The sequence below is a fragment of the Halalkalibacter flavus genome (assembly GCF_036663575.1).
GTDB lineage: Bacteria > Bacillota > Bacilli > Bacillales > Bacillaceae_D > Halalkalibacter > Halalkalibacter flavus.
In genome coordinates this window covers 23755-39728 of record NZ_JAWRVK010000029.1, presented here as the reverse complement: position 1 = coordinate 39728, position 15974 = coordinate 23755, and the positions used below count along the sequence as shown (strand labels likewise).

General features: G+C 39.9%; 12 protein-coding genes. All 12 read right to left on the bottom strand.

The genetic code is table 11. From position 1 onward, the window contains the following. Nucleotides 1-60 precede the first annotated feature (60 nt). On the bottom strand, nucleotides 61-753 hold the full coding sequence (urtE, locus tag SAY88_RS17290) for an urea ABC transporter ATP-binding subunit UrtE (protein ID WP_332633387.1): 693 nt from the start codon (nucleotides 751-753) through the stop codon (nucleotides 61-63). Then, nucleotides 737-1540, bottom strand: coding sequence for an urea ABC transporter ATP-binding protein UrtD (gene urtD, locus SAY88_RS17285; protein ID WP_332633386.1), 804 nt, complete (start codon nucleotides 1538-1540; stop codon nucleotides 737-739). The genes urtE and urtD overlap by 17 nt, the downstream gene beginning before the upstream one ends. Then, nucleotides 1479-2576 (bottom strand): urea ABC transporter permease subunit UrtC, encoded by a 1098-nt coding sequence (gene urtC / locus SAY88_RS17280; protein ID WP_332633385.1) that lies wholly within the window; start codon nucleotides 2574-2576, stop codon nucleotides 1479-1481. Before urtC ends, urtD begins: the two co-directional genes overlap by 62 nt. A 24-nt stretch (nucleotides 2577-2600) precedes the next feature. Further along, nucleotides 2601-3503 carry an urea ABC transporter permease subunit UrtB gene (gene urtB, locus SAY88_RS17275; RefSeq protein ID WP_332633384.1) on the bottom strand — a complete coding sequence of 301 codons (903 nt, stop codon included), beginning with the start codon at nucleotides 3501-3503 and terminating at the stop codon, nucleotides 2601-2603. 61 nt (nucleotides 3504-3564) lie between these two features. Next, on the bottom strand, nucleotides 3565-4839 hold the full coding sequence (gene urtA / locus SAY88_RS17270) for an urea ABC transporter substrate-binding protein (RefSeq protein ID WP_332633383.1): 1275 nt from the start codon (nucleotides 4837-4839) through the stop codon (nucleotides 3565-3567). Nucleotides 4840-5130: 291 nt separating this feature from the next. Next, nucleotides 5131-5628: a GNAT family N-acetyltransferase gene (locus SAY88_RS17265; protein ID WP_332633381.1), complete on the bottom strand. Its 498-nt coding sequence runs from the start codon at nucleotides 5626-5628 to the stop codon at nucleotides 5131-5133. 191 nt (nucleotides 5629-5819) lie between these two features. After that, the gene (locus SAY88_RS17260; protein WP_332633379.1) at nucleotides 5820-7190 is read right to left on the bottom strand and encodes a UDP-N-acetylmuramoyl-tripeptide--D-alanyl-D-alanine ligase; all 1371 of its coding nucleotides are present in this window, start codon (nucleotides 7188-7190) and stop codon (nucleotides 5820-5822) included. 130 nt (nucleotides 7191-7320) lie between these two features. Continuing rightward, on the bottom strand, nucleotides 7321-8412 hold the full coding sequence (locus SAY88_RS17255) for a D-alanine--D-alanine ligase (protein ID WP_332633377.1): 1092 nt from the start codon (nucleotides 8410-8412) through the stop codon (nucleotides 7321-7323). 274 nt (nucleotides 8413-8686) lie between these two features. Next, nucleotides 8687-11083, bottom strand: coding sequence for a GH32 C-terminal domain-containing protein (locus tag SAY88_RS17250; protein WP_332633375.1), 2397 nt, complete (start codon nucleotides 11081-11083; stop codon nucleotides 8687-8689). A 227-nt stretch (nucleotides 11084-11310) separates the two neighbouring features. Then, entirely contained in the window at nucleotides 11311-12657 is a 1347-nt protein-coding gene (locus SAY88_RS17245) for a glycoside hydrolase family 68 protein (RefSeq protein WP_332633373.1), read from the bottom strand. A gap of 92 nt (nucleotides 12658-12749) precedes the next feature. Then, nucleotides 12750-14084, bottom strand: coding sequence for a glycoside hydrolase family 68 protein (locus SAY88_RS17240; RefSeq protein ID WP_332633371.1), 1335 nt, complete (start codon nucleotides 14082-14084; stop codon nucleotides 12750-12752). A 278-nt stretch (nucleotides 14085-14362) separates the two neighbouring features. Further along, nucleotides 14363-15724, bottom strand: a complete 1362-nt coding sequence (locus tag SAY88_RS17235) for a glycoside hydrolase family 68 protein (RefSeq protein WP_332633408.1) — start codon at nucleotides 15722-15724, stop codon at nucleotides 14363-14365. Between the last annotated feature and the right edge of the window lie 250 nt (nucleotides 15725-15974).

Below are 15974 nucleotides of genomic sequence, written 5' to 3'. Positions count from 1 at the left end.
TACCATAAAGCCACATAAAAAAAGAGCATGGAGGGATTCCACACTCTTAAACTATGCATATTAAACACTTAAATATTGACTTACTTTCTCTTCCATTAACTCCTCACCTTCATATACAATTCGCCCTTTATCCATCACATAAAAGTAATCAGCTACACTTTTGGCAAAGTCAAAGCTTTGTTCAACTAGCAAAATTGACGTATTGACTTGGCTTCTCTTTATATCTTTAATAACTTCTTGAATGTCACTTACGATATTGGGCTGAATCCCTTCAGTCGGTTCATCTAGTAATAAGCAGCTCGGCTCAGCTACAAGCGCCCTTGCTATTGCAAGTTGCTGCTGTTGACCTCCACTTAAGTCTCCACCACGACGATCCTTCATTTCTTTTAGGACAGGAAAGTATTGATAGATTTTTTCATTGATTTTTTCCTCACTATTCGAACGAGCTTCTAAACCTAGAAGGAGATTTTCATATATGGTTAATTGAGGAAATATTTCTCTCCCCTGCGGTACATAGCCTATTCCTTTCCGAGCCCTATACGAAGCATTTTTTTTTGTTACTTCTTCATCACTATAAGACACTGTCCCATTAACCGGTTGAAGAACACCCATAATTGTCTTCATAATCGTAGATTTCCCAACACCATTTCTCCCCATTAGGCACACTACTTTTCCAGGTTTAACAGTAAGGGAAACATCCCGAATAACTGTACTTCCGTCATAAGCCACTTCTAATTTAGAGAGCTTTAGCATTTGCCTGGTCACCTTTCTTTCCTAAATAAACTTCCATTACTCGTTCGTTTCTTTGAATCTCTTCCATTGTTCCATCACAGAGCAATTGTCCACCATGCATGACCGTAACTTTTTCAGCAAATTTTCTAACAAAATCCATATCATGTTCTACCACTATAATTGAGCAACGCTTTTTCAACTCTAGTAGCAATTCACCCGTTTTTTCTTCCTCTTCTTCCGTCATTCCTGCGATCGGCTCATCTAACATTAGCAAGTCCGGTTCTTGCATCATGACCATACCGATCTCTAACCATTGCTTCTGCCCATGAGACAATGTTTTGGCAACGACATTTTTCTGCTCTTTTAATCCGATTAAACTTAACATATCATCAATCTTTGCTTTATCTGAATCTTTCATTTTTGAAAACAAAATTGGGAAGACACGCTTATCTTGTTTCATAGCTAATTCCAAATTATCAAAAACAGTTAAAAAGGGGAAAATGGAAGGGGCTTGAAACTTTCTCCCTATCCCTTCTCTAACAATCTCATACTCTTTTAATTTCGCTAGGTTTGTAGTTCCATTAAACGTTAACGTTCCTTCACTGTATTTTGTTTTTCCGCATACCGCGTCTAAAAAAGTTGTTTTCCCAGCTCCATTAGGTCCGATTAAAAAATGCAATTCTCCATGCGGAATCGAAAAATCAAACTCTTTGATCGCATAAAATCCTCCAAACCGAACGGAAAGTTTATCCGACTGCAGAATGATTGGTTTCTTTTCTTTCTGTACCCTCTTTACGTTTTTTTTCATGCTTTCCACCTCTCCTCTTTACTTTGTCGACTAAACTCATTAATCCTCCTGGAAGGAAAATAACGATAATAACAAAGACTAAGCCTAAGAAATACAACCAAAAGTCAGGATAACTTTCACTAAAAAACGTTTTTGCACTATTTGTTAAAATTGCACCTATTACTGGACCAATCAATGTACCACGCCCACCAATAGCAACCCACAAAATCATTTCAATCGATGGAATAATCCCAATCATAGTCGGTGAAATAATCCCAACTTGCATCACAAACAACATTCCAGCTAATCCAGCTATCCCAGCTGATAATGAAAAAATAAGTACTTTAAACATTGATGTATCGTACCCTGAAAAGCGAAGTCTATTTTCGCCATCACGTATGGCGATCAATGTTTTCCCAAAACGGCTGTTAACCAATATTGAACAAATCAAAAAGACAACGATTAAACTTCCAACCGATATATAATAAAGTCCTTTCTGTGTCGCAGGAGACGAAAGAGAATACCCAAAGATTGTTGAAAACCCCGTTATCCCATTTGTTCCACCAGTAAAACTTTGCTGACTGACAATTAATGTTGTCGTAACAAGGACTAGGGCCTGTGTTAGTATTGTAAAATACACATCTCTTATTCTATTTCGGAAAATAAAGAATGATAAGATTGATGCGATGATCATCGGCACCATAATTGCACCGATAATAGCTGAAATAGCGTTGGAAAAAATCGCCCAAAACCATGGCAATTCAGTAATTCCATTCCACGTCATAAAATCAGGAACAGCTCCTGTCATGCTTTCCATTGACAAATGCATCGCCATGATATAGGCACCTAGACCAAAAAATATCCCATGACCAAGACTTAATACCCCTGTATATCCCCATAACAAATCCAATCCAATAACTAATATCGCAAATGCTATATAACGCCCAAGTAAATTCGTTCTAAAATCTGATATAAAAAAGGGCAGAATAAGTAATATGATTATTAGAGCTAAGAAGAGCCACTTCCTCTCTAGCAAGCGAGCACTTATTGTTTGCATACTTTGAACCCCTTCCAATTTTCATTAGTCCAGTGACCGAGATTGGAGCGAAAACATTCCAGACGGACGCCATTGTAAGAATAAAATAATCAGTGCAAAGACAAGAACTTTCCCCATTGAAGCGTTCGTCCAATATTCAAATACTGTATTAAAGATGCCAATTCCAAGTGCACCTGCAACGGTACCAATTAACATCCCTACACCACCGACAACAACAACCATAAATGCATCAACGATATAATACGTTCCAATGGTTGGACCTATTGGCCCGATAAGTGTTAGGGCTGCTCCTGCAATTCCTGCAAAGCCTGAGCCTATTGCAAAGGTAATCAGATCTACTTTTCGTGACGAAACTCCTAAACACTGTGCCATTTCGCGATTTTGCATGACCGCACGGATCTTCCGCCCATTTCTCGTTTTATACAAAAACCATGCCAATAGTAAAAAACTAACTACAACTAGGCCAATTATAAATAGTCGGATATACGGTAATGTCACACCCATTACTTCTAAGCCACCTCGTAAAAATCCCGGACTCTGTACCCCAACATTCGGCGCACCAAAAATTGATCTTGCTGTTTGTTGAAGTATTAACCCAACACCAAACGTTGCAAGCAAACTATCTAAAGGTCTTCCATATAAATGACGAATCACCGTAAATTCTATTAACATTCCGATTAATGCAGCAACGACAAACGCAATAGGAATGGCTAAAAAGTAATACATGTCAAACATCGTTGCTGGAAGATATTGAGCAAAGATCACCTGAACTACATAGGTTGTATAAGCCCCAATCATTATTAACTCACCATGAGCCATGTTTATAACTTTCATTAATCCAAATGTTATAGCCAATCCAAGAGCAATTAATAATAAAATTGATCCAAGACTAACGCCATTAAATGCTTGAATAATCATTCCTTCCATGCTCCATCCACCCTTTGTATATATAAATAGGGAGAGTGCTCCTCTCCCCGTTTTCTACCTATTACTCAGCACTAATGCCACTTGCCCAATCATAACCTTCTAAGTATGGATCTGGTTTTACCGCCTCATCAGAATTCCACACTTCGTTAAATTGTCCATCAGCTTGAATTTCACCTATTCTTACAGTTTTGTAAACATGCTGATTATCTCCGTCAACTTTAACTGGACCACCTGGTGCATCAAATTCAATCCCTACTGCCGCTTCACGTACAGCATCAACATCCGTTGTGCCTGCAGCTTCAACAGCTTTCGCCCATAAATGAACCATGAAGTAACCTGCTTCTATTGGATCACCAGTTACTCGGTCATCACCATACGCTTCTTGATAATTTGCGACAAACTCTGCATTCGCTGGCGTGTCAGTTGTTTGATAATAGTTCCAGCTAGCTAAATGACCTTCTAGTACATTAGCTCCAATTCCGCGTATTTCTTCTTCCGCTACACTTACAGACATAACTGTTAGATCGTCAGTTGTAATACCAGCATCAGCAAGCTGTTTGAAGAATGCTACGTTACTATCTCCATTTAATGTGTTGAAAATTACAGTTGGCTTTGACTCACGAATTCTTGAGATGATTGTGTTATAGTCCGTATGACCAAGTGGTGTATATTGTTCATCTACTAAAGTTGCCCCATTCTCTTCTAATTGCGCTTTAATAATATGATTCGCTAAACGCGGGAATACATAATCAGACCCTAATAAAAAGAATTCGGTACCTTTGTTTTCTAGTAACCAATCAACAGCGGGAACAATTTGCTGGTTCGGAGCCGCACCTGCATAGAAGATATTTGGAGAAGCTTCCATACCTTCATATTGAACAGGGTAGAATAGTAAACCATTGTTTTGTTCTACAACTGGTAACATCGCTTTACGACTCGCCGATGTCCAACCACCAAAGATAACAGCAACTTCATCTTGTTGTAGCAATTTTGCTGCACGTTCAGAGAAAACCGGTGGCTCAGAAGCACCGTCTTCAATCACAGGTACTACCTGTTTCCCTAATACACCACCGGCTGCGTTAATTTCTTCAATTGCTAATAATTCTGCATCTCTTACAGATGTTTCACTCATTGCCATCGTTCCACTTAACGAATGAAGAACGCCGACTTTAATCACATCTTCACCAGCCTCAACTTCCACACCTACATCTGTACCTGTGTCGTCTTCTGCTTCAGTAGAAGTTTCAGCACCTCCTCCACCGCAAGCACTGAGGAGTAACATAGAAGACACAGCTGCACCAACTAATGCTGTCTTACCCTTAAAAAACTTTTTCATAATTGACCCTCCATTTTATGTAAGATTTTTCTCTACACGAAATACAATACCAAGCTTTTAAAAAATAAACGTGAAAATTGTTAGAAAATGTAACGTTAATTTTCAAAAAAATCAAAAAATAACATCTAACAATCCCTACCTTCTGATTCCATCAAATGAAATGCCATCAAAACAAGAAGTTCGTTAGATTTTCTATCGAAACAGTTGTTTGTTAAATAACTGAGCTGAATAATTTCGTATATGCAAAAGAAAAAGACCAGAGTGAACATGCATTCACTCTGGTCTTTTTCTTTAAGCAATCAACTGCTCCATATGAATTGTTTCGAATTCGTCCAAATCCTCTACCGTGACTTGAAATCCTTTCTTTGTCCAAAAATGAAACCCTCCAGGTAAAAAATGATGCGTATGCAAATACAAAGTAGAATAATTCGCCTCCCTACAAAACTCCCGTGCCCGGTTCAATAGAAGCGATCCAATGCCTTTGTTTCTTTCATTTTCATCTACATAACACTTAATGATTTCACATGTGGTATCGAGATTATATCGATCTTCAAGTGATGCAATTCTTCCATCATAACGTCTTACCGCAATCGTACCAACTACTTTTTCATTATGAAAGGCTGCAATCATTGTTGCATCAGTACGATCTAAAAAAAGTGATTCCATTTCTGTAAGATCACGTAAAGATTTCTCACTTAATTGAAAAGGATACACCTCTTGCATTGTCTTTAGTAAAAACTTTGATACCAGTTCGATCTCACTTATCTTCACTTCCCTTATATCTATCACTATATCCACCCTCCCTCTACCTGCTTACATGGTCCTAAGCCACTTCTTCAAAATGAATAGTCTATTTGTTTTATAGATTCGTGTACTGTTAAAAATCGTAATAAGCATTTCTTTATATTACTAATAAATAAAAAAGAGACTTTCTTATAAGATTATTAAACCTTATAAGAAGCCTCCATTATAACATCTTGTTACGTTAATGCATTGACAACCTCTTCTAATTTCATACCGCGGGAGCCCTTGACTAAAACAATATCGCCTTCGCCCACAGTTTCTTTTAGTTTAACAATCAATGCCTGTTTGTCATCGTATGCAAACACTTGATTTTCAGAGAAATTCACTTTTGCACCTTTTGCAATTTTGTTCCCCAGCTTGCCAAATGTGAAAACATAATTGATTTTAGCAGAGTCAATTCCTTTTCCGACTTCATAGTGGAAGGTCTCTTCTTTTTCGCCAAGCTCTAGCATATCGCCTAAAACGACTATTTTTTTCTTATAATCCTTTAAATCCTGAAGCAATTCAATCGCAGCGCGCATAGAAGTTGGGCTCGCATTATACGCGTCATTAATAACCGCCACTCCATCTTTACCTTGGATTAATTCCGTACGCATCCCGGTGATTTTAATCATTTCCAGCCCTTTTTTAATGTTAGGAGTCGACACCCCAAACTGTTTGGCAATAGCGACGGCAGCGAGAGCATTATTGATATTGTGTTTGCCTAGAACCGGAATAAAAAACTCAGTCTCATCCTCTCCATTTATCGTAAAATACGTTCCGTCGCTCTTCTGCTTGATCTGCACCGGATAAAAGTCATTTGTCTCAGAGCTACCAAATGTGATGACATGAAACGGACTGTCTACGACTTTCTCTGTTAATAGCGGCTCATCCCCATGAATCACAAATGTTCCGTTTCCCCTCAAACCTGCCGTAATTTCAAATTTCGCCTCAGAAATCCCTTCCCGAGAACCCAAATCCTGTAAATGGGATTCGCCAATGTTTGTGATAATCGCAGCTTCAGGTTTTGCAAGTGTGGAAAGAAGCTCGATTTCTCCCCTTCCGCTCATTCCCATTTCCAACACAGCCATTTCCGTGTCTTCCTCTAACCTGAGGATCGTGAGCGGCAGCCCGATGTGGTTATTGTAATTTCCTTCCGTTTTCTGAACCTTATAAGTTGTTGCAAGCACGGAAGTCACCATGTCCTTCGTCGTTGTTTTCCCATTGCTGCCAGTGATTCCGACAACTTTTGCAGAAAGACTCGCTAAGTAGTTTTTTGCTAAATCTTGCAATGCCAATAAAGTGTCCTCCACATAGATAAGCGGGATATCGGCAGGGGGATTGGGTTGATTTTTTTGCCAAAGGGCTCCAACTGCTCCATTTTCAACAGCTGCTCTCACAAAGTCGTGACCATTGAAGTTCTCGCCAACAAGCGGGATATACAGATTACCTTCTTGTATCGTTCTTGTATCCGTTGAAACTCCCACAACCTCTACAGGAGTAATGCCTAGGCCGACAGCTTCCCCGTTCACCCACGCAGCAATCTCCTTAAACGTTCTTTTAATCATCACAATCGCTCCTTTTTATTATCAATAAGTCGTATGGGAAAGAACCCCGCGCCCTTATGTTCACTAATTCTATTCTATGTAAAAGGAGGCTGACTCACAACGTAGTCAACCTCATTACTATTTATTCACCTTAAAAAGTGTGTTTAATCTTTTGTTTTTCCTCGTGACGCTCTACTCCAAGTTCCACTAGTTTTTCAATCAACTTGGAGTACGGTAAGCCTGACTCCTGCCATAGCATCGGGAACATACTAAATGGCGTAAAGCCCGGCATCGTGTTCACTTCGTTCATAAGAACTTCACCATCTTTTGTCAAAAAGAAGTCGGCACGGACTAAACCGGAGCAATCAAGAGCTTTGAACGATTGAATCGCTACTCTCTTAATTTCTTCGTATTCTTCATCGGTGATGTCGGCAGGAATAATAAGTCCCGTACTTCCGTCCTCATACTTCGCTTTATAATCATAAAAGTCTGTTTCTGGAACGATCTCACCCACAACCGAACACTCTGGATCGTCGTTTCCTAAAACAGCAATTTCCACTTCTCGACCGTCGATCCCTTCTTCAACAATGATTTTTCGGTCATATTCAAAAGCTAACTCAAAGGCTTTTTCTAAGCTTTCTCGATCCTTACATTTACTAATTCCAACGCTTGATCCTAAGTTCGCTGGTTTAACAAAACAAGGGTAACCAAGCTTTTCTTCAACATTTTTGTATGCTGCATCCGCATCCTTTTCCCAATCACGACGAAGGTACCATACATAGTTGGCCTGCTTAATACCAGCCTGCTCATAGATGTTTTTCATCATGACTTTATCCATGCCAGCAGCGGACGCCAGTACCCCATTGCCTACATAAGGCATATTCATTAATTCTAATAATCCTTGAACCGTTCCATCTTCCCCGTTTGGTCCGTGAAGCAATGGGAAAACGACATCAATCTTATCTTCATTTGTTTGATTGTTTGACGGAACCGGGAAGAGCTCTGAGTTTAACGCAACTGGAGAGATCACTTCTCCTTCTTCTTTCAATTGAAGCTGCTTGACATCCTCAACTGGGCCTTCAAGCTGAGCTCCCCTGACCCACTCACCGTTTTCCGAAATATATATTGGATGGATTTCATATTTTGTTAAGTCTAATGCTTTAATAACAGCTTTTGCCGTTTGTAATGATACTTTATGTTCAGCAGATTTCCCACCATATAACAATCCAAGTTTAATTTTCATATACACCCTCCATATCCATTTTTCCCTTTACTATTGTAACACTATCGCCCCCAAATCAAATACGAATTTTTAACTAGTTTATACCCTCGTACTTGCTCATTAGCCTATTTTTTTTACTATTGTATGTAAAATTCTTTTCTACGGGCATGTTTACTGGAAAGTTTTTAAAACCATTACACAATAAGCTTAGAAAATACTTATACAAAAAAAAAAAATCAGACCCCCGTATGTTTTCGATTGGGGTCTGACCCTTTTTAATTCTTTTTAATTCTTATTAATATGCGCTTCCCATTCTCCACACATTCATTTTCTTCACTTCAGACTCTCCTTCTGTAAATAATTCTAGATTAAGAGAATCGTCTCTTGATGGATAGACGCGTGTCGTTAAACTGTTTACGCCATTAATATAGGCTTCAACCATGGAGCGGTCAAGAAAAATACGGAGGCGCAAAAGGTCGTCTTCAATCTCAACTTTACCTCCTTGAATTCCTTTTTCCACATTTTCTGAAAGACTAGAATGCTCCCGGTCAACATTCATCGTTTGTTCGTCAAAATCATAGAACAAGAGCGTTTCTTCCTGTTGATCTGGTGATTGACGAACTTTTATTCCTGCTTTTTGCGCTTCTTTTCTTTCGATTTCTAATTCAATCTCAAGCATGTCCCCACTCATGCCCGCTATTTGTTGGTTCACGTCTTCTATCGTAGAAGGCGTGTCCAATGCAAAAAGGAGTTCTTCTCTTAAACGTTCTACTTCCTGAACAGGTTCTACTCCTAAACGGTGATCGTCACGAAGCGAAAGGACGATTGGTAAACCAGCATTGTGAGCCCATCCTGCATTGTACCGACTTTCTTCGGTTCTTCTATCCTGTGTAATCGAAAAAACAATAGCTCGGCCTTCATCATCGACCATTCCACTTGGTCCTGTAAAGTGTTCGCCGACATCTAGTAACTGCGGATCCTCTTGATCAGGGATAAACTGATAGGTTTCTTCATTCCATGAGCCTATCCAATACCAGACATATTTCACTGCATATTCACTATCGCCTTCAAACCATGGATTAATGAGAAAAACATATTTTTCTTCACCAATATTGTTTTCCCCAATCGGTACTAGAACGGGAAGCTCCCACACATCACCCGTTTCCGGATAGTCGAGGACATTGCCAATCATTAGAGGATGCTCATAATGCCAATCAATTAAGTTATCGGATGTGTAAACAAGCGCCGTTCCTCCAACCGACTCCTCGCCATCTTTTATTCCTGATCCAACAAGTTGAACCCATTTATCTCCAGATTTAAAGACAAATGGATCTCTAAATTGACCATGCCAAACCGTTCCTTTTTCCGTTTGAATCTCTTCTTCTTGAATGGTGACGGGTTCTGGATGCTTGTTCCAATTAACTAAATCAGGATTTTGGTCATCTAAGAACGTACTTCTAGCTAGACCTGTCATTTGATTTGGCATCATGCTATCATTTCCTGCGGTAAAAAATAGAGCTGGGTTGCCTTCATCATCGATAATCGAATCTCCAGACCATACACCATCAGGGTCGACTTGGTCTGCTTCAGGGGCTAAGGCAATGGGTAAATCTCTCCAGTGAATCAGATCATCACTGACTGCATGTCCCCAGTGAATACCGCCCCAATAAGGTCCCGCTGGATTAAACTGATAAAATAAATGGTACTGTCCGTTAAAGTGAAGCGGAGCATGCGGCTCGTTCATCCAATGCTCTGGGGGAGTAAAATGATACTGAGGTCGATGACGATCCCCTTCATATCTGCTTCTATCCCAGGCAAGTTCCGAACTAGGGTCAGGAAGCTCACCATCAATAAATTGATCAAAGCGTTCCTTAACAAAAGGCGGCTCAAGTGCTTTTTGATAAATTGCTACCTCATCAATTAACCCATTAAACATACTCGCATCAAAAGTATCACTTATTTTAGCAGGGTCATTATTTTTTCCAATTCGAAGTTCTTGATCGGGGAAGGCGATCGTAGTATGAGGCGGAATCTCTAGATAGCCTGCTTGTTCGCCATTCCGATAAAGGACTACTTCGTTTCGTTCATTGGAAAAAACAGCAACAAGATGAGACCATTCATTTCGAGGAAGTCTAAATTCCTCATCTGCCCACACTTCTAACCATTCCTCACCTGTCCCAATTTGGAAAGACCATGTTCCATGACGAAACACACCTAATTGAAAGCCTTTATTCTCTTCTTGATTGTGATAACTAAGAATCGAAGAGAGTTTCCCCTCATTTCCCCACTCAAACGCACGAGGCGCGACCCAAGCTTCTAGTGTCATCGCATCTTCTGGGATATCCAATGTCGATGTATCAGCTGATACCCAAGTTGAGTAACCATCAAACAGCAAAGCGCGCCCAGAAATTCCTTGTTTCCAAAGAGGATCGCTACTCGGTTTATCTGCCGCTTCATTAAATACATAATGGATGTGATGTTCTTGATTGGAACGTGCTTCAACGGTCGCCTTACCTGTTCCCTCATCAAATCTCCATAAGGCAGCCACCCCCTCTAAAGATTCCTCTTCTTGTTGAGGAGGTTCAAGAGGCTCCTCTTCAACTTGCTCTTGCTCGTCATCTGAATCACTTATAGCAAACCAGATGATCAGTGCTATAACAATCATAAAAAAGATTACGAGATAACGTTTCATGTACTCCTCACTTTCCTATATTAAAAATTGATGAGAGCATCCTCTCACTTTAACCTAAGAGGTTACTCATGATCATGACTAAAGATAACCAAGCAATGGCGCTCAGTAAAAAAACGAACGCCATTGCTTGTCTTCTCTTTTATTCCTAACTAGCAGTCAAAAATCCGATTAGTCTTGCTATCTATCAGTGTGGGATGAAGAATAACCCCCCTGATAAAAGTCTCACTTTATTTAAAAACCCCTTGCTTCTTTTCATGAAGGATCTTTGTTTCATTGCGTGTGATAGATATTTTTAATGAAGGTGCCAGCATTCCACCGAAATGATCGAATTGATATTCAGGTGATTGCTCACCAATTTCATAAATATCTTTACCATCCACATCAACATAATTGACAAAACTTATTACAGTGCCATTGGACATCACCATCCAAGAATATGCTTGATACGGATTATCGGTTGGATTTGCGATAACTAGCCCACTTTCATTCAAGGGTTGATAGCCTCCAAAAAGTGAATCTGAAGTAAACCCATATAACCCTTCCGGTGCCTTAAGGCCGGAGGCGAATTTCTCACTGTGTGTCTTTACAAAAAGATAATATTTGTTTCCTTTTACCATGACACTTGGTCTCTCCAGCTCATCATTTACATAGTTTGCTTCCAACAATGGTGGTAGCAAATTAAATTTAGTCAAACCTTGATTCGCTGCTTTGGCAATACCAACACTGCCATTAAATGCTTTTGATCCATCAGGGATAACATGGTTTCGGCGAAATGCTGCGGAACCAATATATTCATGTTTATATGATCTGTCTTCAAGCTTCCCAGCAGAATTCCCTTCAAACAAAAGATATTCTTCCCCAGTCTTTGGATCTTGGAAAAAATACGGGTCACGGAATGCATATGACGACTCTACTGAACCTGTTTGTTCATTTGTTTGATAGTATTTTCCATCTGCTTCAAGAATGATTTCATGTGTTGACCAATCCTCAAATGTCACACTTGTGTTCGTTGTTTTTATACTTGCAGTTGCGGTTGCGATTTGCTGATCATAGCTTAGTTGAGTTTCACCTTTCTTACCTGTTGCGGTGTAGAAAATTTGTAATTTCCCATCTTTGTGAACAATCGAAGATCCAGCCCATTGTCTTGAGCCTAATGCTTCTCCATCTTTGAAAACAGGGCCACCGGATTCCCAACTCTTACCGTCCTTTGAATAGAAATAATGAATTTCAGCTGTATCATGTCGCTTACCAGGAAGGACATCATTAGGCACTGACAAAGCAAAAATAATTTTAAAGCCGTTTACGACAGCTGGATGACCATTCTTTTCTTGCAATGGCCAAGTATCCCAAATATAAAAGTCTGATGTGATTTGAATAAGCTCGTCTTTATTAATAATAGGTGCAGTATTATGAGCATTCATAGAAAGATTGCTAACATCTTCACGAGTCCAATTATAAGTATCAATATTTTCTTTGGCAGATACATCAGTGCTTACAATAAGAGCGAATATAGCAGAAAGGCCTATCATTGCTGCTAAAAAAAATGGGACCTTCTTATCTAATTTACATTCCATTTATATCCCCCATATTCTTTTATTATTTTTGTAGCATCGCCTTTGATGAAAACAGCCTCTCACTTCCATCATGAGAGGCTGACTCATTATCATTATTTGATTACACCTTGTCCTAACTCTGTCACAATACGCGAACGGTCACGATTCAATGCAATTTTTAAAGATGGTGCGGGCATTCCACCAAAGTGTTCAAATTGAAACTCATGAGATTGGTGACCAACGTCAGCGATCGTTAAGTCTCCTAAATCAGTAAAGTGTACAAAGCTAATCACCGTTCCATTAGGTAAAACTAACCATGAATAAGCTTGATATGGATTATCTTCAGGGTTAGCAATGACTAAGCCACTTCCATTCAGCGGTTCATAGTCTCCAAATAAATCGTTTGAAACAAACCCATATAAACCTTCTGGACCTGTAATACCAGGAGCGAATTTGTCAAAGTGAGTATCTGTGAATAGATAATAGTTATTTCCCTTCACAATAATATGTGGTCGTTCTAGTTCTTGATTGACACAATTTGCTTCTAGTAAAGGTGGGAGTATTTCAAATTCCGTATAATCTTCATTACTAGCCTTTGCAATCCCGATGCTTCCATTAAATAATACGGATACTTCTGGAACATCGTGTTTTTCAGCAAATTCTGGTGAACCGCTGTGTTCTGGCAAGCAAGAACGGTCAGCAGGCGCTCCGCTAGAGTTTCCTTCAAAGACAATGTACTCTTCACCAGTTTTAGGATCCTTAAAAAATTCAGGGTCACGGAAAGCATAGGCAATATCACCCTGACTTCCCTGTTCTTGAGTTTGATAGTATTCTCCATCCGCTTCAAGGATAATTTGATGATCGGACCAATTTTTAAACGATATTCCATCTTTAGAGGCAACTACATCAGCGGAAGCTTTTGCAAAGCGCTGCTCATACGTGATACGTTCCTCTCCTTTTCGACCAGTAGCCGTATAGAAAAAGTGAATTTGATCATTCTCGTCTATCATAGCGGATCCGGCCCATTGTCTTGAGCCTAAAGCTTTCCCTTTTTCAAAAACAGGACCTCCGCTAATCCAATCTTTTCCGTTCTTTGAGTAAAAATAACGAATTTCAGCAATATCATGGACTTGACCAGGCAGTACATGGCTCGGAGCTGAAAGAGCAAAAATGATTTTATAGCCGTTTACTACAGCGACAGAACCATCTTTATCTTTAAGAGGCCATGTATCCCAAGTATGATACCCTTCATCTAACTTTTCTAATTCGTCCATGTTAATGACAGGAGCCGTGTTACGATCATTTAGTTCGATGTTCGTTACGTGTTCCCGTGTCCAATTGGACACCGTATAATCGTTAGCCGCACCTACTGTTGCCAGTGGTGAAAGGATGGCAGATAGTCCGATAATTGCTGTCGCTAGTACCAAGTTTCGTTTCTTCTTATTCATTTCATTACCTCCTTTTTTTAGTACCTTTCCTTGAGTTAACCGTTTATTAACGTGAAGGAATGATTTGACCTTCTGCAGTTCACCCGTCACTTTCGTTTTTTCATTTGAAATAGAAAGTGAAAGAGTTGGAGTAAATGATCCCCCACCAAATTGGAGTTCACCGTTTTCGTCAAAGAACTTATTTACAAAGCTGAGCTAGTACGATTTGCATCACATACCAGGAATAGGCTTGGAATAGATTTTTCAAGCCCGTTCCCATTTTTCCACGTACTAATTATTTAGCGTAAGGATCTACCGTATGGACCAAAAGGTTTGATTTCTCCAGCTTCCATTTCTTTTACGATCTTTGTTGTGTCACCGTCAAAGGATACCTTCAGCGTCGGTGCAAACGTTCCACCAAATTGGACCTGACCATTCTCGTCTACAGGTTCATTAATGAAGCTGATGACCTGACCATCTGGAGCCGCCCACCATGAATAAGCTTGAAACGGTTTTTCCGCCGGATTAGCTACAACCAGCCCAGTACCGTTGACCGGCTTATAATCTGTACGCAAGCTTCCCTCGCCGACAAATCCGTACAATCCATCCGGACCGGTCAAGCCTGGCGCAAACGTAAATTCATGACTAATCGTTAGCAAGTAGTAAGTATCGCCTTTCACCACGACATGCGGACGTTCCAACTGATGGTTAACCCCAACTGACTCGAGAAGCGGCGGCAACATTTCTAGTTCAGTTACGTCGTTGTCAAGCACTTTCGCAATCCCTATATTGCCGTTGTAAAATTCCACGCCATCGGGAACGTTATGAGTTTCGCGGTATTTTTCATCACCGATATTTTCTGGTTTTAAATCACTTCTGTTGGTTCCTGCTTGACCTTCCCAAATAATGTATTCTTCACCTGTGTTCGGATCTTTGAAGAAAAACGGATCGCGGAACCCAGTGATGATATTTCCGTGCTCTTGGAACTGTTCGATCGTTTCATAATGATGGCCGTCTGCTTCAAGAAGGATTTGGTGATCACCTTCATTCGTCAGATGCACTCCATTTTTGTCAGCACTGATATCAAATGTCGTCTTAGCAAGACGTTGCTCAGCTCTTTGCACCCATCCGTCTTTATTAAATTCTTTACCGCCATTGGCATTCATATCAGTGGTTGCCGTATAGAAGAAATGTACTTTTCCTTTCTCGTCCAACATAGCAGAACCAGCCCATTGCATGTGTCCTAACGCATTGTCATAGTCATAAGGAATCCCGGCGTAAGTCCAATCCTTGCCGTTTCTGGAGTAGAACATACCGATTCTTGCTTCAGTATGGCGGTCATGCCAAGTATAAGTACGTGGTGCAACCAATGCGAATGCGATTCTGTAGCCTTTCACGTTTGCAAGGGAACCGTCTCTGTTTTGAAGAGGCCACGTATCCCAAACCCACACATCCGGAGCTACGTCTTCAAAGTCCATATCGATGATTGGGGCTGTCGTCTCTTCCGTCAGAGCCACTTTCTCTGCTTGCTGCCTGGACCATGTCGCCGTGTAATCATCCTCAATACCCCAAGAGCTTGCAGCAACGCTAATGCTAGTCAGACTACTTGCTAAAATCGCAGCACACAAAACTAATTTCCCTACTTTTTTACGAGTTTTCATTTTCAATTGTTTTTCCTCCCTAAATTTAATTTTTTCCTTTTACAAACAACTATTTTTTTTAATCTTACCTCCTATCTTTTTGTTTGGTGGGATAACAGAAGGTTTATAGATTCCCGTAACAGTACGTTTAGTCTTTTAGGTTTTCTGTTAACAATCCCACCATGTTTCGGTTATATATTGGATTATAAATAAATCTACCTTTTGGAAATACGGTTTAAATTGAGGATAAATTAGTCTTAAATTGATATGG